The sequence below is a fragment of the Arthrobacter sp. NPDC093128 genome (assembly GCF_040683875.1).
Lineage (GTDB): Bacteria > Actinomycetota > Actinomycetes > Actinomycetales > Micrococcaceae > Arthrobacter.
Genome location: NZ_JBFBEY010000004.1, coordinates 138,187 through 157,574, shown reverse-complemented (window position 1 = coordinate 157,574; position 19,388 = coordinate 138,187). Strand labels below are relative to the sequence as shown.

Annotated in this window: 16 protein-coding genes; 10 read left to right on the top strand and 6 right to left on the bottom strand. The window is 66.7% G+C overall.

Annotated elements, in window-relative coordinates:
* Positions 1-80 precede the first annotated feature (80 nt).
* Positions 81-1,955 carry an alpha-glucosidase gene (locus AB0N24_RS06440; protein WP_364122004.1) on the top strand — a complete coding sequence of 625 codons (1,875 nt, stop codon included), beginning with the start codon at positions 81-83 and terminating at the stop codon, positions 1,953-1,955.
* 324 nt (positions 1,956-2,279) lie between these two features.
* Here the strand turns inward: AB0N24_RS06440 and AB0N24_RS06435 are convergent, their stop codons facing one another.
* From AB0N24_RS06435 to AB0N24_RS06420, 4 genes are all read right to left on the bottom strand, one after another.
* Entirely contained in the window at positions 2,280-3,074 is a 795-nt protein-coding gene (locus tag AB0N24_RS06435; protein ID WP_364122001.1) for an alpha/beta fold hydrolase, read from the bottom strand.
* A gap of 109 nt (positions 3,075-3,183) precedes the next feature.
* Positions 3,184-4,077, bottom strand: a complete 894-nt coding sequence (locus AB0N24_RS06430) for a glycosidase (RefSeq protein ID WP_364121998.1) — start codon at positions 4,075-4,077, stop codon at positions 3,184-3,186.
* Positions 4,078-4,290: 213 nt separating this feature from the next.
* Positions 4,291-4,677 (bottom strand): hypothetical protein, encoded by a 387-nt coding sequence (locus tag AB0N24_RS06425; RefSeq protein ID WP_364121995.1) that lies wholly within the window; start codon positions 4,675-4,677, stop codon positions 4,291-4,293.
* Between the two features lie 28 nt (positions 4,678-4,705).
* The gene (locus AB0N24_RS06420) at positions 4,706-7,003 is read right to left on the bottom strand and encodes an FdhF/YdeP family oxidoreductase (RefSeq protein ID WP_364121992.1); all 2,298 of its coding nucleotides are present in this window, start codon (positions 7,001-7,003) and stop codon (positions 4,706-4,708) included.
* Positions 7,004-7,194: 191 nt separating this feature from the next.
* Here AB0N24_RS06420 and AB0N24_RS06415 point away from each other — a divergent pair, with 191 nt between their 5' ends.
* Together AB0N24_RS06415 and AB0N24_RS06410 are read left to right on the top strand one after the other, a co-directional pair.
* Positions 7,195-8,034, top strand: coding sequence for a CPBP family intramembrane glutamic endopeptidase (locus AB0N24_RS06415; RefSeq protein WP_364121990.1), 840 nt, complete (start codon positions 7,195-7,197; stop codon positions 8,032-8,034).
* A 33-nt stretch (positions 8,035-8,067) separates the two neighbouring features.
* Positions 8,068-8,691, top strand: coding sequence for a hypothetical protein (locus tag AB0N24_RS06410; RefSeq protein WP_364121987.1), 624 nt, complete (start codon positions 8,068-8,070; stop codon positions 8,689-8,691).
* Here the strand turns inward: AB0N24_RS06410 and AB0N24_RS06405 are convergent.
* The gene (locus AB0N24_RS06405; RefSeq protein ID WP_364121985.1) at positions 8,688-9,821 is read right to left on the bottom strand and encodes an adenosine deaminase; all 1,134 of its coding nucleotides are present in this window, start codon (positions 9,819-9,821) and stop codon (positions 8,688-8,690) included. The two genes, AB0N24_RS06410 and AB0N24_RS06405, sit on opposite strands and share 4 nt — an antisense overlap.
* A 48-nt stretch (positions 9,822-9,869) precedes the next feature.
* Here AB0N24_RS06405 and AB0N24_RS06400 point away from each other — a divergent pair, with 48 nt between their 5' ends.
* Both AB0N24_RS06400 and AB0N24_RS06395 read left to right on the top strand, forming a co-directional pair.
* Positions 9,870-12,494, top strand: a complete 2,625-nt coding sequence (locus AB0N24_RS06400; RefSeq protein WP_364121983.1) for an excinuclease ABC subunit UvrA — start codon at positions 9,870-9,872, stop codon at positions 12,492-12,494.
* A 262-nt stretch (positions 12,495-12,756) separates the two neighbouring features.
* Entirely contained in the window at positions 12,757-13,434 is a 678-nt protein-coding gene (locus AB0N24_RS06395) for a transglycosylase family protein (protein ID WP_364121980.1), read from the top strand.
* 118 nt (positions 13,435-13,552) lie between these two features.
* On the opposite strand, the gene AB0N24_RS06390 is transcribed toward AB0N24_RS06395, so the two are convergent.
* Positions 13,553-14,146 carry a hypothetical protein gene (locus tag AB0N24_RS06390; RefSeq protein WP_364121977.1) on the bottom strand — a complete coding sequence of 198 codons (594 nt, stop codon included), beginning with the start codon at positions 14,144-14,146 and terminating at the stop codon, positions 13,553-13,555.
* A 221-nt stretch (positions 14,147-14,367) separates the two neighbouring features.
* On the opposite strand from AB0N24_RS06390, the gene AB0N24_RS06385 reads away from it, so the two are divergent.
* The 5 genes from AB0N24_RS06385 (at position 14,368) to AB0N24_RS06365 (ending at position 19,351) form a co-directional block, all read left to right on the top strand.
* Positions 14,368-15,273, top strand: a complete 906-nt coding sequence (locus AB0N24_RS06385) for an MSMEG_6728 family protein (RefSeq protein WP_364121974.1) — start codon at positions 14,368-14,370, stop codon at positions 15,271-15,273.
* Between the two features lie 56 nt (positions 15,274-15,329).
* Positions 15,330-16,217 carry an SDR family oxidoreductase gene (locus tag AB0N24_RS06380; RefSeq protein WP_364121971.1) on the top strand — a complete coding sequence of 296 codons (888 nt, stop codon included), beginning with the start codon at positions 15,330-15,332 and terminating at the stop codon, positions 16,215-16,217.
* Between the two features lie 54 nt (positions 16,218-16,271).
* Positions 16,272-16,676, top strand: coding sequence for a DUF1622 domain-containing protein (locus AB0N24_RS06375; protein ID WP_104173541.1), 405 nt, complete (start codon positions 16,272-16,274; stop codon positions 16,674-16,676).
* Between the two features lie 119 nt (positions 16,677-16,795).
* A complete protein-coding gene (locus tag AB0N24_RS06370; RefSeq protein WP_364121967.1) occupies positions 16,796-17,494 on the top strand; it encodes a DUF2071 domain-containing protein in 699 nt (232 codons plus the stop codon).
* Between the two features lie 81 nt (positions 17,495-17,575).
* A complete protein-coding gene (locus AB0N24_RS06365) occupies positions 17,576-19,351 on the top strand; it encodes a DUF222 domain-containing protein (RefSeq protein ID WP_364121964.1) in 1,776 nt (591 codons plus the stop codon).
* The last annotated feature ends 37 nt before the right edge of the window (positions 19,352-19,388 follow it).

The window sequence follows — 19,388 nt, the reverse complement described above, 5'->3', positions numbered from 1 at the left end:
TTCCTGCCCGTAGGATCTGAACAATAATCGAACCGAGCCCAATCATCAGACCAGCCGAAAGCAACTGAGGAGACCAGGCCATGACCACGCACGCGGACCCCGCAACGGAACCCCCTGTCAGAGATGAGGCGGACACCGATGACGAGGTGACCACGGATCCCGGCTGGTTCCGGAAGGCGGTGGTCTACCAGATCTATCCGCGCAGCTTCGCGGACTCAGACGGCGACGGCATAGGCGACCTGCCCGGCATCATCAGCAAGCTGGACTACCTGCAGAAGCTGGGGGTCGACGTCGTCTGGCTCTCCCCCATCTACACGTCACCGCAGGACGACAACGGCTACGACATCAGCAACTACCGCGATGTGGACCCCATCTTCGGCACCCTGGCGGACCTGAAGAAGCTGACCGACGGGCTGCACTCACGTGGCATGAAGCTGGTGATGGACCTCGTGGTGAACCACACGTCGGACGAGCACCCGTGGTTCGTCGAATCCCGCTCCTCCAAGGACAATCCCAAGCGTGACTGGTACTGGTGGCGGCCGCCCAAGGAGGTTGCGGCAAACGGCGCCGAACCGGGAAGCGGCGCGGAACCGAACAACTGGGGTTCCGCGTTTTCCGGCCCGGCCTGGGAGTTCGACCAGGTCACCGGCGAGTACTACCTCCATCTGTTCTCCCGGAAGCAGCCGGACCTGAACTGGGAAAACCCCGAGGTCCGCGCCGCCGTCTACGAGATGATGAACTGGTGGCTGGACCGCGGAGTGGACGGTTTCCGGATGGACGTCATCAACTTCATTTCCAAGGACACCGGGCTGCCCAATGGACCCCGGGCCGACGGGATGCTGTTCGGGGACGGCAGCCCGCACTTTATGTCCGGGCCGCGAATCCACGAGTTCCTGCACGAGATGCACCTGGAAGTCTTCGCAGGGAGGGACAAGCCGCTGCTGACCGTGGGCGAGATGCCCGGTGTCACGGTGGAGGACGCCGTCCTGTTCACCAACCCTGCGCGGCGCGAAGTGGACATGGTGTTCCAGTTCGAGCACGTGGCGCTGGACCAGGAGGACGGCAACAAATGGCGGCCCAGGAAGCTGCGGCTTACGGACCTGAAACAGTCCCTGGGCCGGTGGCAGGAGGCGCTGGCGGAGCGCGGCTGGAACAGCCTCTACTGGGGCAACCACGACCAGGCCCGGGCTGTGTCCCGCTTCGGCAATGACGGGCCGTACCGCGAGCTCTCCGCCAAGATGCTGGCCGGGATCCTGCACCTGCACCGGGGCACGCCCTACGTGTATCAGGGCGAGGAACTGGGCATGACCAACATGAGCTTCGGGACGATCAGCGACTACCGCGACATCGAGGTGCTCAACCACCACCGCGAGGCCACCACCCACCTGGGCCACACCGACGCCGATGTCCTGGCCGCGCTGGCACCCCTGAACCGGGACAATGCCCGCACGCCGGTGCAGTGGGATGCCAGCAGGCATGGCGGCTTCACCACCGGCGCTCCGTGGATCGCCGTCAACCCAAACACCAGCCACATCAACGCCGCGGAGCAGGAGGACAACCCGGACTCGGTGTTCAGCTTCTACCGCCAGGTCATCGCGCTGCGGCATGCCGAGCCGGTGGTGGCGGAGGGTGACTTCACCATGCTTCTCCCCGACGACGACCACGTGTACGCGTTCCGGCGGTCCCTTGCGGCTCCGGCCACGGGACCCGGTTCGGCGGCGGCGCCGGGCGTCCAGCTGCTGGTGCTGGGCAACTTCTCCGGGCAGGACAGGACTGTCGCCCTCGACGGCGGCGGCTGGGGCGATGCCGAAGCCGGCGCAGACGAGCCGGAACTGGGCCACTACCCGGCTGAACTGATTCTGGGAAACTATCCCCTGGAGGCCACGGGGACACACGCCGAAATTGCGCTCCGTCCGTGGGAACTGAAGGTTTTCCGCCGGCAACACAACACCTGAGCGTCTCCCAACCAAGGCACCACACCAGCGAAGAAGGAGTTCACGATGACCATTCCACCGCTGCCAGAGCCGGATCCGTTCCCGCCGGAGCCGGGCCCCACCGGTCCGCCGGACCCGGACAATCCGTTTCCGCCCAGCAGGCCTGATCCCACGGAGCCGCGTCCGCCAGGGCCCGGACCCGAGCCGGCGCCTTCGCCGGGGCCGCTGCCGATTCCGGACCCCGGACCGGTCCCGCCAACGCCTCCCCCGCCGCACCCGGACCCCACGCGGTTCTGATTCCGGCTCTCGGCGACGGGGTTAAAAGCCTCAGTCACCAATGCTGTGTCAGTCACCAATGCTGTGCACGAAGCGGCGGACTTCGGCGTTGAACGCCTCCGGCGTTTCAGCGGCAGTCAGGTGTCCGACGTCGGGAATCACCACGAGCTGTGAACCCGGAATCTGGCGGTGCATCTCCCGGGCGACGGCCAGCGGCGACCGCACGTCCTCTTCGCCGTAAAGCAGCAGCGTGGGAACGCTGATAGTGGGCAGCACGTCACGATAATCGGCGTGTCCGCTCGCGCTCAGCAGCGCCCGCATGCCGGCAGGGTGGAAGTCTGCCATGATGGCGCTGATCTCTTCGACGATCCCGGGGTCTGCCCGCTCGGTGAAGAGCGTGGGCAGCCATGCGGGGATGAACTGTTCGGGTGGCTGGTCGAGCTCAGCCAGGATCTGCGCGTACCGCCGCTCCACCTCTTCCGCGGACAGCGAGCCGGCCCAGCCCGCATAGGCGGAGGCCAGCACCAAGGACGCCGCCATGTGCGAGTGGTTCCGGTACAGCTCCAAGGCGACCACTGAGCCCCAGGACAGCCCGAGGACATGGGGTTTCCGCGGCGCTACTTCCCGGAGGAAACCCGCCAGGGCATCGCCGAGGTCCGCGCCGGAGAAGTCCGGAGGAGGATCGTCGGAACGGCCGCAGCCCGGGGCATCCCAGGCAATGACGGTGAAATCGTTGGACAGCCCCTCCAGCTGCGGACGCCAAACGCGGCTGTCCTCGTAGGCGCCGTGGAGCAGGACCAGCGGCGGCCCTTGGCCCGCGCGCTGATAGCCGATGCGCAATCCTGAAATCTCAACGGTGTCCACGCCACACCGGTCCTTTGGGGAGCTGACCCTGAATGCTCTGATTCTAGGACGATCAGGGTCAGCTGCCTACAGGAACTACACCGCTTGCGCGGAGACCGCTGTCGCGGGATTAGACCAGGGTGATGTCCCGGGTCCGGTGATCGTAGTTGAACGTGATCCGGCCGCCGGGGTGGTGCAGTTCGTGGTTGGCGCCATCGAACGCACCGAATGCACCGTAGTTCTCGTCCCAGGAACGGTTGAGCGCGATCTTGAAGGTGTAGTGCCCGGCGGGAAGGTCCGTGGTGAGCTTCCACAGCTGGTCCACTGCATCGAGCTGCATCTGGGCTTCGTCGTACTGGGGTGCCCAGTTCGCCGGGGCGCCCAGCAGCACGTTGAAGTCGCCCGCGATTGCCACGGCTTCCGGCTGGTCGATCGTCTCAACGCTGGCGGCCTCTGCGGGCTGCTCCGTGCTGGCCTTGGCCGGCTTGGCGGCGGTCTTGCGCGTGCGCACGGCCTTCGTCACGGGTGCCACTGCGTCCTCGATCAGCTCGGCGGCCTTTTCGACCACCTTGGCGGCCTTGGACGGCGCCTTCTTCTTCGGAGCGGCCTTGGGAGCCTTCGCGGCAGCAACCTTCGCAGCGGCGGGCTTGGCGGGGAGCTCCGTGGGAACAGGCACGTCAGCCGGCACCGGAGTGCCATCGGCGAGCGCGGTTGCAAACGTGTCAGCATCCGGGAACGCCACGGTGGCACGGAGGCCGTCGTCCGTGATGGTCCAGCCGCTGCGACCCTTGACGAGCCAGCCGGCCTTGACCAGCTTGCCGGTGGCAGTGGTCAGGGCCTTGTGTCCCCGGGGGATGCCTCCGCTGAGCAGTTCACTTTCCTTCTCGTTCAGCGGGACGCGAACCGTGGCCTGGGCCAGGACGGCGCCTGCGCCGAGGGTCTCACCTGACAGGACGCTTTCCGCGAGAATGTCAAGCACTGACTTGAGTCGAACCGTGGTGGTGTCTGCAATAGCCGTGGGCATGTTTGTCCTTTCGAGCATGTGATCACTCAGCATTTTGCCAGTGAACTGTAAATAGAGGCGACTATGCGCGTTAACAACGTGTGTCGTGACCGTCTATGACGCAGAATGCGGCGCAAGTGATCTTAGAGTCTCAGCTTACTGGGGGAAACATGGGACTTTTGGCCCGTTGACAGAAGCCGGAAGGACTGCCACCGACACCCACTGGCGTGCATGTCAGGCCGCCGGGACGCGGGCGAACCCTGCGTGGAGGTCGTGGATAATCACGGTGCCGCCCAGCAGTTGAGTCTTCGCCTCGAGCTGTTTCGCCAGCTCTTCGGTGACAGCCCCGAAGATTTCGATGGTCCGAAGCTGGACGAGGGGCGCAATCGGAGGAAACCGCGGGCCGGCGACCTTCAGGTGAAACTCCAGCGATGGCACGTCCGTGTGGACGTGGAGGACGCTCATGCGTGTGCCGTCGGCCGAAAAGTAGACGTCGTAGGCGATGATCCGTGGCTCATTTACTTCGACAAAGCGGGCAAGGTCCTGCATCGCGGCCTTCAGCTCGCCAAGCTTCCCGGGCCGAACCTCGGACGTATCAAGATAGACGATGAAATCACTCATGATGCCCTTCTTATGGTGCTGCCCGCACTCACACCAAACTCGGCTCCAACCGGACGATCACTGCCTTGGACACCGGCGTGTGGCTGCCCTCGGCGACGGTCTCCAGGGGCACCAGGACATTCGCCTCCGGGTAGTACGCCGCAGCGCATCCCCGCGCCGTGGGGTAGGACACCACCCGGAAGTTCCTGATCACCCGTTCGGCACCGTCCCCGTACACGCCGCGGATGTCCACGTGCTGCCCGTCGGCCAGGCCGAGCTCGGCGATGTCCTCGGGGCTGACAAAAACAACGTCCCTGCCTTTCTTGATCCCGCGGTACCGGTCATTGTGCCCGTAGATGGTGGTGTTGAACTGGTCGTGCGAACGCATGGTCTGCAGGATCAGGGTCCCTGCCGGCCGCTCCACATACTCCAAATCATTGACCGTGAGCATGGCCTTCCCGGTGGGCGTGCGGAACGTCCGCGAATCACGCGGGCCGTTGGGCAGCACGAATCCGCCCCATTCCCGGATCCGCCGGTTGTAGTCCTCACAGCCGGCCACCACGTGCGAGATGTGGTCCCGGATGAGGTCGTAGTTCCGTTCGAAACCCGCCCAGTCCGCGTCGATCCGGCTGCCCACGGTGGCCCGGGCCAGCCGGCTGACAATCGCCACCTCGGACAACAGCCCGGGCGCCACCGGCTGCACCTTTCCCTCGGAGGCGTGCACAGCCGAAACGGTGTCCTCCACGGACACAAACTGCGGACCGGATTCCTGCACGTCGATTTCAGTCCGTCCCAAGGTGGGCAGGATCAGCGCTTCCTGGCCGGTGACAGTGTGCGAGCGGTTGAGCTTGGTGGAAATCTGCACGGTCATCTCGGTGTTCGCCACGGCGGCCTCGGCCGCGTGGGTGTCCGAGATGGCAGCCACGAAGTTGCCTCCCATCGCGACGAAAACCCTGATCCCGCCGTCGCGCATTCTGCGGATGGTTTCCACGGCGTCGGCGCCGGGTTCGCGCGGCGGTTCGAAACTGAATTCCTTGGCGAGCGAGTCCAGGAAGGCGGGAGGCATCTGCTCCCAGATGCCCATGGTCCGGTCGCCCTGCACGTTGCTGTGGCCGCGGATCGGGGACGCCCCGGCACCGGGCTTGCCGATGTTTCCGCGAAGCAGCAGAAGGTTGATGATCTCCTTGATGGTGGGCACGGCCTTCTTGTGCTGGGTGATGCCCATGGCCCAGGTGATGATCACCTTTCCCGCCCGCAGATACCGCTCGGCGAGTTCGTCGATTTCCATGCTGCTCAGCCCCGTGGCGCGCAGGACCGTCTCTTCCCGCAGCCCTGCCAGGTGGGCCCTGAGTTCGTCCAGGCCCTGGCAGTGCTCCCGGAGGAACTCATGGTCCAGGACTTTGCCGGGCCGCTTCGTTTCGGCGTCGAGCACACGTTTCGACAATGCCTGCATCAGGGCCATGTCCCCGCCCAGCCGGATCTGCAGGTACTGGTCCGCCAACTCCGTTCCGCGCCCCAGAATCCCGTTGACCTTCTGCGGATTCTTGTACCGCATGAGCCCTGCCTCCGGGAGCGGGTTGATGGCAACGATCTCGCAGCCGGCTTCCTTGGCCTCCTCCAGGGCGGTCAGCATCCGGGGATGGTTGCTGCCCGGGTTCTGTCCCATGATGATGATCAGGTCCGCCTTGGCGAAGTCGTCATAGGAGATGGTGGCCTTGCCGACGCCGATGGTCTGGCCCATGGCCCAGCCGGAGGATTCGTGGCACATGTTGGAGCAGTCCGGCAGGTTGTTGGTCCCGTACGCCCGCACGAACAGCTGGTACAGGAACGCGGCCTCGTTCGACGTCCGGCCGCTGGTGTAGAACGCGGCTTGGTCCGGGCTGTCCAGGCCTTGGAGCTTGCTCCCGACGATGGAAAATGCCTCGTCCCAGCTGACCGGCCGGTAGTGGTCCTCCCCCGCCGGTTTGTACACCGGTTCGGTGAGGCGGCCCTGCATCCCGAGCCAGTATTCGGACCTCCCCCGCAGTTCGCTGACCGGATTTTCGGCCCAGAACCCGGACGGGACGACGACGGGCGTTGCCTCCCAGGTGACCGCCTTGGCACCCTGTTCACAGAACTCGAACGTCTTGCGGTGCCCGGGGTCCGGCCATGCGCAGCTCATGCAGTCGAAGCCGTCCTTTTGGTTCAGCCCCAGCAGCGTCTTGCCGGCCCGTCCGACGCCCATGTGTTTCAGGGCCGGCTGCATGGAGTGATACACCCCGGGGATGCCCGCGGCCCAGTCCTTCGGCTTCGCCACTTCAAGGTTGTTTTCGTCGGCTTCCTCGACGTGCGGGTTCTTGCGCGGCATGCTGCACCCTCCCTGGCTTGGAACGCCCTGCGTGGAACGCACCGTTCGGTGCTGCCCTTTCATCAGGATTAGCAGTTCTGGAGTGCCCGGGCAAGCATTTGGCCCGGCTTCCCGGGTTATCCTCCGGGGTGTTGTTCAGGTGCCGAGGGGCGGACAATAGGACCCACCCGTCCTGAATGTCCGGAGCCGTCATGCCGCGCTTCCACAACTGGCTTCAGCACCACCGCCTGGCTGCCTTCTTTGTTCTCTCGTATGTGATTTCCTGGCTGTCCTGGCCGGTGTATGCGCTGGGCATGATGCCGACGATGGAGTTCCTGCCGATCGGTCCGCTGGCAGCCGCGGTCGTTGTGATAGGCCTCGCCGAAGGGCGGTCCGGCTACAGGGCGTGGGGCCGCCGGATCATCCGCTGGCGGGTGGGCTGGGTCTGGTACGCCGTGGCCCTGCTCCTCCCGGCCGTGCTGGTGCTGGTCACGGGCACAGTCAATATACTGCTGGGCGCTGCCGCACCTGGTCTGTCCCAGCTGACCTGGACCGGGCTGCTCGTGGTCTTCGCCGTGCGCCTGGTCAACCCCATGGACGGGCCGCTGGGTGAGGAACCGGGATTCCGCGGCTACGCCGTACCGTTACTCCAGGCCGGACGGTCGCCGCTGCAGTCAGCGGCGCTCCTTGGGGTCGTCGTGGCCTTCTGGCACCTGCCGCTGATCATCTTCGGGGGGCTCAGCCTGATCGGCCTGCCCACGACGTTCGTCATCACGTTCCTATACGTGTGGCTGTTCAACCGCACCGGCGGCAGCGTGCTGATGACACTGCTCTTCCACAACAGCCAAGGCACCTTCACCGTGGGATCGTACGGTTTCACCGGTCCCGACGAACCGCGCGCGGAGCTGATCTATTTTGTCGTGGTTGCCGCCGCAGCCCTCGCCACTATCCTGTTGGACCGACCGGCCTGGCGCTCCGCACCCAAGGAAGCAACCGACGTCGGCCCTCTCTCCCGGCGCTTCAACCGCACCGCATCCGGGCCCCCGGCCTGACTAATCCCCAACCCAACCCCGTTAGGAGGAGTGATGTCCTCACCACTCGCTTCCACCGCCGGACCGATCGCCCTAGTTGCAGGCCTCACCTTCGCCGCCGTCGATGTCTCGAGGCTGCTCGCGGCCGACACCAGCAAGGAACGGATTGCGATGATGCGCGAAACCCCGTTCCAGGTGACCAACGCGCTCTACTTCGTGGTCTTCATCGGCCTGCTCCTGGCGCTGGTCTCCGTGTACCTGAGGCACCACGCAGACGCCGGAGCGCTCGGCGCCGTCGCCTTCTGTTTCGCCCTGGTGGGCACCATGGACATGGCCGGCAACATGTGGTTCGACGGCTTCGCCGGTCCATGGATCGCCGACGTCGCACCCGAGGCCATCCTGGCGGGCGGCTCGGGAATGCTGGTCATCGGTGGGCTCTCGAGCTATGTCCTCTTTGCCCTCGGCTGGATGGTCTTTGGGATCGCCGGATGGCGGGCACGCATGTTCCCGGCCTGGCTGGGCGCGGCCTTCGTAGTGGCCGGTATCCTCGGCTACAACGCGGGCCTGCCGCCCTACGGAATACCGATCGGCCTGGCCATGGCGGCGCTGGGGTGGTGGATCACCAGCAGCACCCAGGGCGCCCGTAGCGCTGCCCGCCGCGACGAAGCGGCTGCCTAGGAGTAGCCCAGCTCCGCGAGCAGCTCTGTTTTGCGCTCTTCCTCCGCAAACGAGGACCGGATGGAGTTGGAAGCCAGCCGCACCCGGTCGAACTCGGACAACCCCAGCATGGTCTCCAGCTGCACGAAGTTGTCGTCCACGTACCCGCCGAAGTACGCGGGATCGTCCGAATTCACGCTGACGTTCAGTCCCGCGGCGAGCATGGCCGGCAGCGGATGGTCGGCCAGCGTGTCCACGGCACGGAGCCGGACATTGGACAGCGGGCACACCGTCAGCGGCACCCGCTCCGCCACGAGGTGTTCCACCAGCTCCGGGTCCTCCATGCAGCGGATGCCGTGGTCGATCCGCTCCACGTCCAGCAGTTCCAGCGCATCAATGATGTACGACGGCGGTCCCTCCTCGCCGGCGTGCGCAATCCGGTGCAGCCCCGCCTCCTTCGCCCGGGCAAAGAGCCGTTCGAACTTGGCCGGCGGGTTGCCCACCTCGGCCGAGTCCAGGCCGATGCCGGCGATCGGCGCGTCCATGGCCAGCAGCTGCCCCAGGACTTCGAGCGCTGATTCCTCGGACAGGTCCCGCAGGAACGCGGCGATGAGCAGTGTAGATATGCCGAACTCCTCCAGGGAGTTGGCCAGCACGGAGGCCACGCCGTTCACGCAGGTTTCCAGCGCCACCCCGCGGGACAGGTGGGCCTGCGGATCCAGCATGATTTCGGCGTGCCGGACGCCCGCAACAGCAGCCCTGGCGAGGTAGGCACGGGTCATGTCGGCGAAGTCCTGCTCCGTCTGCAGCACGGCCATGTTGGCGTAGTACAGGTCCAGGAAGGACTGCAGGTCGGTGAACTCATATCGTGAGCGCAGCTCGTCCAGGTCCGCATAGGGAAGCTGGATTCCGTTCCGTTCCGCCAGGGCGAAGATCAGCTCCGGTTCCAGCGTCCCTTCGATGTGGAGGTGCAGCTCCGCCACCGGCAACAGCTTGCTCGGTTCTTCGGCAATCGGTTCTCCGGCAACGGGTTCTTCGGCTTCGGTTTGTTCGGCGTGCGTGCGCTCGGCTTCCGGGAGCTCGGCCTCGGGTTGTTCCGGGGCGGGTACGGGAGCATCGCTGAGTGCTGGCGCACCGTCGTAAGTTTCCATCCGGTAAGGATATGCCCGCATCGCTCCGGCACCGATAGAGTCGAATGAATGCACACTGAACAGCATGCTTCCGATTTGCCGTTCCTGGTTTCGGACCACGCCACGGATGGATTTGTGCGGGTCCGCGGAGCCCGGGAAAACAACCTTCGCAACGTGGACGTGGACGTGCCCCGGGATGCCATCGTCGCGTTCACCGGTGTTTCCGGTTCCGGCAAGTCATCGCTCGCCTTCGGCACCATCTATGCCGAGGCCCAGCGCCGCTACTTCGAGTCCGTGGCGCCGTACGCGCGGCGCCTCATCCAGCAGGGGCACAACCCCAAGGTGGAGATGATCACCGGGCTGCCTCCCGCCGTCGCGCTCCAACAGCGGCGCGGTACGCCGAGCAGCCGCTCCACCGTAGGCACGGTGACCACGCTGTCCAACTCGCTGCGCATGCTGTTCTCCCGGGCCGGCACGTACCCTGCCGGCATGGCGCAGCTGGATTCGGACGCCTTCTCGCCCAACACGGCCGCTGGCGCCTGCCCCGTCTGCCACGGCCTGGGCATTGCCCACACCGTCAGTGAATCTTCGCTGGTTCCGGACACCTCGCTGAGCATCGCCGACGGCGCCATCGCCGCGTGGCCCGGCGCATGGCAGGGCAAGAACCTCCGCGATATCCTCAGTCACCTGGACTACGACGTCCACACGCCGTGGCGGAGGCTCCCCAAAAAGGACCGTGACTGGATCCTCTTCACCGAGGAACAGCCCGTCGTGGAAGTGACACCGAAGCGTGACCGCGTGGCCAAACCGTACAAGGGCCGTTTCTGGAGCGCCAAGAGCTACGTGCTGCACACCCTGGCCGACTCCAAGAGCGACACCATGCGCCAGCGCGTCCTCCGCTTTATGGAAACAGGACCGTGCGAACGCTGCAGCGGAAGCGGACTGACCCCGGACGCCCTGGCGGTGACGTTCGCCGGCCGGACCATCGCGGAGCTCAACGCCGTGCCCATGGCCGAACTGGCCGAGATCATCCGGCCCACGAGCAAACTCAAGGACGCCGGGACGGCAAGCCGTGCGGCGGCCTCGGGCGAGACCAACGAAGTGGCCGTCGCCATCACCCGCGACCTCCTGCTGCGGATCACCGTCCTGCTGGAGCTGGGCCTGGGCTACCTCGCCCTGGGCCGCGCCACCCCCACGCTCTCCCCCGGCGAAATGCAGCGGCTGCGGATCGCCACCCAGCTGCGCTCCGGCCTGTTTGGCGTGGTGTACGTGCTGGACGAACCGTCCGCCGGGCTCCACCCCGCCGACGCCGAACCGCTCCAGGCCGTGCTCGAAGCGCTCAAATCCTCCGGGAACTCGGTATTCGTGGTTGAACACAACATGGACGTGGTCCGCCGTGCCGACTGGCTTGTTGATGTGGGTCCCCGCGCCGGTGAAGGCGGCGGCGAGATCCTGTACAGCGGCCCCGTTGCCGGACTCGCCGAGGTCGAGTCGTCGGTCACGCGGCCCTTCCTGTTCCCCGACGGAAACGACGGGACGCACGACGGCGGGACGCGCCGCGGCGGCGCTGCGCCCGGTAAGCCTGCGACCGGTAAACCTGCTGCCAGAAAACCTGATGTCAGGGAGGCGGACGGCTGGCTGGGGCTGAAGGGCATCAGCCGGCACAACCTCAGGGATCTCGACGCGGATTTCCCGCTGGGCATCCTGACCGCGGTCACCGGTGTTTCGGGCTCGGGCAAGTCCACACTGGTGAGCCAGGTCCTGGCCGAGGTGGTGGGGGCACGGCTGCACCCTGAACCCGGGGCGGAGGCGGCTGCCGGACCCGGTGACCTGGGATCCGAGGACACTGAATCAAACGGGCCGCTGAATGTTGCCGAGGCTGTGGGCGAAACCAGCGGCATGGACCGGATTGACCGGCTGGTGCGGGTGGACCAGAAACCGATCGGCCGCACGCCGCGGTCGAACCTGGCCACCTACACCGGGCTCTTCGACGCCGTGCGCAAGGAGTTCGCCGCCACGGAGGAGGCCCGTGCCCGGGGTTTCGGTGCGGGACGGTTCTCCTTCAACGTTGCCGGCGGCCGCTGCGAGACCTGCCTGGGCGAAGGGTTCGTGGCCGTGGAGCTCCTGTTCCTCCCGGGCAGCTACGGCCCCTGCCCCGAATGCCAGGGCTCGCGCTACAACCCGGAAACCCTTGAGGTCACGTACAACGGCAAGAACGTGGCCGAGGTGCTGGCCATGACAGTGGATGCCGCCGCGGAATTCCTTGGCGACGTCCCGGCCGCCGCCCGCAGCCTGCAGACGCTGCGCGACGTGGGCCTGGGCTACCTCCGGCTGGGCCAGCCCGCCACCGAACTTTCCGGCGGCGAGGCACAGCGGATCAAGCTGGCCACCGAACTCCAGCGCGCCCGCCGCGGACACACCCTGTATCTTCTGGACGAGCCCACCACTGGCCTGCACCCCGCGGACGTCCAGCTGCTCATGGCCCAGCTGCACGGCCTGGTGGACGCCGGCAACACGGTCATCGTGGTGGAACACGAGATGGACGTGGTGGCCGCAGCGGACTGGGTGATCGATCTCGGCCCGGCCGGTGGTGACGCCGGCGGCGAGATTGTGGCGTCCGGGACACCCGCCGCCGTCGCGCGTTCCAAGCAGAGCCGGACGGCGCCGTACCTGGCAACCGCGCTGGGCGTGTGATCCCGGGCCCGCAGCCATCACGCCACGCGCGGTAACTATTTCGATTTGATAACGCGGCGGCACTGTCCTAGCGTGGGACGTGATCCCGCCGAGCGGGACATCGAATGCCCGGTGCTGCCACCACCAGTAACTGCCCGGCCGGCAGACACCGTAAATGACCTCTAGTTTGTCAGGGGCGGGCAGTGGCGCGACAACGTCCGGGGACGGACCGAGCGCAGGTGGCCCTTTCGGAGCATCCACCCCCATGAACACTTCCACTCGCATGAACAAATCCAAATTGGGAACCGTTGCGCGCCGCGGAGTCACCTTGGCTGCCGTTTCGGCCGCGGGCCTCGCACTCTCCGCGACCGCCGCCAGTGCGGCCGCCCCCACCGCCACGAGCGCCAGCACCTGGGACTCCCTTGCCCAGTGCGAAAGCGGCGGCAACTGGAGCACCAACACCGGCAACGGCTTCAGCGGCGGTCTGCAGTTCACGGCCAGCACCTGGTCCGCCTACGGCGGCACCGGGTCACCGGCGGACGCCACCCGCGAGCAGCAGATCGCCGTCGCCGAAAACGTCCAGGCCAGCCAGGGCTGGGGCGCCTGGCCCGCCTGTGCAGCCAAGCTAGGACTGAGCGGCGGCGGCGGTGCACCTGCACCGAGCGTTCCCGTCACCCCGGCTCCCACCGAGGCTCCGGTGCAGGCCGCGCAGGCTCCTGTCCAAGCGGCCTCCGCTGCAGTTGCGCCTGCCCAGGCGCCCGTCCAGGCTGAACCGCGCCACGCCGCCGAGGTGCCGCTGAGCGGCGAAACCTACACGGTGGAGGCTGGCGACACCCTGAGCACCATCGCAGAAAAGCTGAACATCACGGGCGGCTGGCAGACCCTTGCCGACGCCAACGTTGACACCATCGCGGATCCCGACCTGGTGTTTGAAGGACAGGTTCTGCAGCTGCCTGCCTAAGGCAGCAACCGTCCTGACTCAGGACGCCTGGTTCAGCGGTAGCCGTTAACCACGACGCCGGAGCCTCCCATGGTGGGGAGCTCCGGCGTCATTGTTTCTTAAGTCAGTTCAGAAGCAGTCAGTTCAGGCTGGCGTGCGGGTACGTAGCCTGCGGCAGTTCCCGGACGATCCGGACTTTCCAGGCGGAGTCGTCGCTGGTGTCCAGGACGGCCACCGTGCCGATGTGCAGGTGCAGGGCCACGCGCTTGGCTGCCAGGAGCTCCAGGTAAAGGTGCTCGTTCATGCGCGCCGGCGAATCGATCACGAACTTGACTGCGTCGCGCACCTTGCGGTAGTTGTCACTGCGTTCGCGGTGCAGGTGCAGTTCCAGCGAGTGGCGCTGGCGGACCTTCGGTTCGTGCTTGTTCAGCCACGAAACGCCTGCATGCACGCCGATCACAACGGCCAGGGATACGGCGTAGATCCACCAGCCGGTGGACAGGAGGAACAGGGGAAGGTTGGCGATGGCCACCACTGCGATGAACAGGCGGAGGGCCACGATGCGCCGAAGAGTGAGGGCGACAGAGCTGATGGCGGCGCGGAAACCGTGCTGCTCTTTGCGGGCCGCTACCGGGTCCAGGGTGAACTCATCAAGCACCAGGATGCCGTTGGCTTCCGGGCTCAGCATTTGTCCGAACTTCGGAGCGAACGGAACTGCTTGGGTCAGTGTCATGTCGTATCTTCCGGAGGGTGGGCTGAGGGGGGAACTGCTTGGGGTCATCTTAGTGAAATTGTGACCGTGTTGTCGCCGTCGTCTCACCATACGGTCCAGTAGACTACGCCGCGCCCCCTTGCCAACCGCTGACAGCCTACCCCATGTGTGCGGCTGCAGCGCCGGGGCCAGTGCCGCCAGCGGCATTTGGTCTGGGACCCCGGCACCTCCACACTTGAAGAATGCAGACTTTCCTTCCCTATCCAGATTTCCAGCAGAGCGCCGCGGCCCTGGACCGCGTTCGGCTCGGCAAGCAGCGTGTCGAGGCGCTGCAGACCCTGCGTGCGCTGGTGATCCCGGAGTACGGCTGGCAGTCGCACCCGGCCGTCCGCATGTGGATGGGCTACGTCCCCGCCCTGACGATGTACGGCCTGGCCATGGCGGATGAATGGATCGCCCGCGGCGGCGAAGACACCACCCGCGGCAAGATCGTCGAATTCGCGCCGCAGGCAGATCACCCGGCGTACGCGGCCAAGATCGCCATGCCGCCGTGGCTCGGCGAGCCGGACCTCCACCTCAGCCACCGCTCCCGGCTGCTGCAGAAGGAACCGCGTTTCTACACTGAACTTTTCCCGGGAACGCCGGCGGACCTGGAGTACGTCTGGCCCGAACCGCGGCACGAGTTCCTCCCGGAAGATCCGGTAGGCGACCGGCTCTGGATCCTGCGCGCCCTGGTGGGAGACACAGACCCGAAAAAGCTGGACACCATCAGCCTGCCGGAGGTTGGCCGCGCCGCGAAGGCCGCTGCCCAGTCCGACGAATACGAGTTCGTCTACGCCGACTCCGGCTCACGCCGCCCGCCCAAGAACCCCAAGAAGCGGCCTCCCAAGCAACTGGTCAAGAAGCCCACCCGCAAGCGCCAGCTGCAGGAAGAGGCCTTCCGCACCCTCCCCGGCAACTCGGCAATCGCCGTACCGTTCGACGGCGGCGCCACGTTTGCGGTGGGCAAGGTCCAGGGCCGCCCCATCACGGTGGACGGCCGCTTCGCCCGGAACTTCCAGGTAACCGAGGTTGTGGAACGCTCATCGTTCGACTACCCGGCACTGCTCCAGGACCCGCGGCTGTTCTTCCCGATTCCTGCGCCGTAGGCGTGGTCAGCGGCGCCTAGCCGAGCCGTTGGGGCAGCTCTGGCAGACTGGTCCGTATGACTGTTCTTATGGCCGGCTGCGGCGATCTTGGTACCGAGGCCGGGCTGCGGTTCGCTGCCGCCGGCCACCGCGTGGTGGGCTGGCGCCGGTCGCCTGACAAGCTTCCGGCCGCCATCGAAGGTGTCGCGGCGGACCTGACCACGGCGGCGCTGCCGCCCATCCCGGCGGACACCACCGCCGTCGTTGTGGCCATTGCGGCCGACTCTCCCACCGAGGACGCCTACCGGGCCGCCTACGTGGACGGGCTTGGGAACGTCCTCGATGCGCTGGAGCGCGGACGCGGGCACGACGGCGGGGCGTCACCTTCGCCGCTTCGACGCGTGTTGTTCGTCTCCTCTACCGCCGTTTACGGCGATGCGGAGGGCGGCTGGGTGGATGAAAGCACGACGCCGGCACCCGGCGGATTCTCCGGCCGCATCATCCGCGAGGCGGAGGAACTGTTGCACAGGCGGTTGATCGGCACCGGAATCGCCCCCGTCGTGCTCCGGCTGGGCGGCATTTACGGCCCGGGGCGGACGCGGCTCATCGACCAGGTGCGGGCAGGCACGGCTGAGGCCCCGGCGGAACCCCGCTACACGAACCGGATCCACCGCGATGACGCCGCGGCGGCCATTGTGCACCTTTGTACCATGGCCGCAGACCCCGGTCCCGTGTACCTCGGGGTGGACAACGACCCCGCCGAGCTCGGCGAGGTCCAGCGCTTCCTGGCCGCCGAACTGGGACTCCCCCAGCCGGCGTCGGCCATTGCTGGCGAACCGTCCCGCGGCGGGAACAAGAGGTGCAGCAACGCCCTGCTCCGCAGCACCGGGTTCGAGTTCGTATACCCCACTTTCCGTGAGGGGTACCGCGCCATGCTGGCCGGCGAAGGCTTCCGGCACCCGTGATGCGCGCCTTTCCGTGTCCGACGTTGTAGCCGAAACTTTCTTCTAAGGGGAACAGTGGATTTTCAGCACATCATTGAGACGGTCGGCAGGTTCATGGACTTTGCCGGCGTCGCCGTAATGGTGATCGGCGCCGTCGTCTCCATCCCCATGGCCGTGCGTGGATTCCAGCCGAAGCGCCTGCCGGAAGGCGCCGAACCGCTCTCCGTCTACCGTTCGTACCGGCAGCTGCTGGGACGCTCCATCCTGCTGGGACTTGAGCTCCTGGTGGCAGCGGACATCATCCGGACGGTCGCGGTCACACCCACGTTCGAAAGCGTGGGTGTGCTGGCGATCATTGTGCTCATCCGGACGTTCCTGAGCTTCTCGCTGGAGCTGGAAATCACCGGCCGCTGGCCGTGGCAGAAACAGCCCGCAGGCGAGGCGGCCTCGGCCGGCTCCGCGAGCTCGGCCGCCGGCTAACACCCTTCTCGGCTGTCAGGCGGCTCGGCTAGGCTCACAGGATGACTGGGCCGGAGATGCAAGCTGCGAGCCTGCCTGACCCATGGCCTAAGCCACCTGAGCTGCCCGCCCCTGTCCTCATGGAGCAACGATGGACCGATGCAGTGTTCCTGCACTGGCGCATCCCCGAGGCGGAGTCGGCGGCATTCATGCCGTCCGGAGTGGTGCCGGACGTGTTCGACGGGTCCGCCTGGGTGGGGCTGATCGGGTTCCGCATGCAGAAGGCGGGCTTTGGCCGTGGGCCCGCTGTGCCGTTTTTCGGGGACTTCAACGAGATCAACGTCCGCCTGTACTCGCGCGAACCGGATGGCACCCGGGGTGTGGTGTTCCTGAGCCTGGACGCCGACCGGCTGGCCGTTGTCCTGGCCGCCCGCGCGGCCGGGATCCCCTACGTGTGGTCGCACGCCCGCTTCCGCCCGGCCCAACCCGGCAGACCGGCCACCGGCTATTCCGTGCGTAGGTTCCGCCGCGGCGCGACGAGCGGTTTCGCGGTTATTCCGGCGTTCGACGACATCGCGGCGGATCCCCTGTCCATCCACCTCACGGCCAGGTTCGGGCTGCACTCCCGCTTCCGCGGCCGTACGCTCTACATTCCGAACACCCATCCGGCGTGGCCGCTGTACCGGGCTGAGCTGACGGTACTGGACGACGGGTTGGTCAGCGCCGCCGGCCTCAACGTGACAGGGCCGCCCGACTCCGTGCTGTACTCCCCCGGGGTCCGGACGCGGTTCGGCAAGCCGCGCGTGCTCGGGGCTGAGGCTGGGCGCGTACGGATCTAGTCGTTCGAACTCTTCACTGGATTAGAGCGTCCTGACTGTCCGCAGGCCTAAAATGTCTGACCCCTTTGGCAGAGTTATCCCATGGAAGCCATGGGGGATCTTGCAGCAGAAGGGGCGTTGCAGTGGGCCGAGCTGCCCGCAACCGCGTCTGCTGTCCAGCCTCCTCCTGTTCAAGCGCGAGCCGCGCGCGTCCGCGGCCTGCGCACTGTCCCCGCAGGACTCCACCATCCGGATGCTTTAGCGGACGACGGTGGCGGGTCCGGTGATCTGGCGCGGTGTCTTGAGCTGCTCAGGACCTTGAGTTCGACGGCGGTCGTCGAAACGGCGCTGCTGAGCTTCCGCGAGGCCGCGGCCTTCGCCGACAAGGTCGAGGAAATCTCCCGGGCCGCGGAATACCTGCAGATCGTCGCGGCCGGCGCCGTGGACCGGACCCGTCGTGAAGCCGCAATAGCTGCGCGCTCGGCCGCAGTCGGCTCGGGCTCAGGCTCGGGCGCGGCGGTCGGCTGGGTCACGGGATGGGGCACAGAAACCGCCGCAGCGGATCATCAGGTGCCCCCGGCGCCGAACCCCACCAATTCGGACCCGGCTGATGACGGGTGCCGGAACGCCACCGAATTCCTTCGGGCCCGGCTGCGGATCAGCGTCTCCGAAGCCCGCCGCCGTCTCGCTCTCGCGTCCGCGATGCTGCCCAGGACGGGGTTCACGGGTCACATCGAGCCGCCGGAGCGGCCCGAACTTGCCGCCGCCGTTGCCGCCGGGAGCGTCGCGTCCCGCCCGGCGACCATCATCACTCTGGCCCTGGACCGGGTCCGGCATCACGCCACCGCGGACACCACCGCCCGGATGGAACACGCCCTGACCCGCACCGCAGCACAATACGACACGGATTTCCTGACCCGGGTCGCCCGCCGCTGGACCGACGCGATCGACCAGAACGGATCCGAACCGTCCGAGGAAGAACTCCGCCGCCGCCAGGGTGTCTTCCTCCGGCAGGCCCGCCGTGGCCTGCAGCACATCGAAATCTTCGCGACCCCGGACCAATGCGAACCCCTCCTGACCGTCATGAACACCGCCACCAACCCCCGCACCCAGGCCGGGGCGGTTGCTGACAGCGACGCAGACAAAAGCGGATGCGGCGGCGGCGACGGAACCGACACCAGCGGGACAGGCGGCGCACCTGATGCCGGCCTGGACCGGCGGACCCGTCCGCAGCGGCTCCTGGACGGCCTCGTCGGCGCCTGCAAAGCGTCCCTCACCACCGATGCACTCCCCGCCGCGGGAGGGCTCCGGCCCCAGGTGATGGTTACCATCGACTACCGGAACCTCCTGGACCGCCTCGAACACACCACCGAAGCCACCAGCATCCCCGGCATCCCCGGCACGGGGTCGTTCACGTTCACCGGCCCGGTCACCGCCTCCACGATCCGGAAGATCGCCTGCGATGCCGACGTCATCCCGGTCCTGCTCGGCAGCCAGGGACGCATCCTGGACATCGGCCGCACCACCCGGATTTTCCCGCCGCACATCCGCAAAGCCATCACCGCCCGCGACCAGGGCTGCGCGTTCCCCGGCTGCACGATCCCGGCCCCCTGGTGCGAAGCGCACCACATCAATTACTGGTCGCACGGCGGGAGCACCAGCACGGACAACGGAACCTGCTGTGCTCCCATCACCACCACCTCATCCACAAAGAACAATGGACCATCCAGGTCAAAACCGGGATTCCCTGGTTCATCCCGCCACCCCACATCGACCCACGCCAAAAACCACAACGCAACAGATACTTCCGATGCTGAGCAGCGCCCAAATCGGCCCAGCTCTTTCCACCGGGCCGGACGAGCTAGCCACACCTGGTGAAGAAGATCGTCCGCTCTGCAAGAATCAAAGAGCGGAC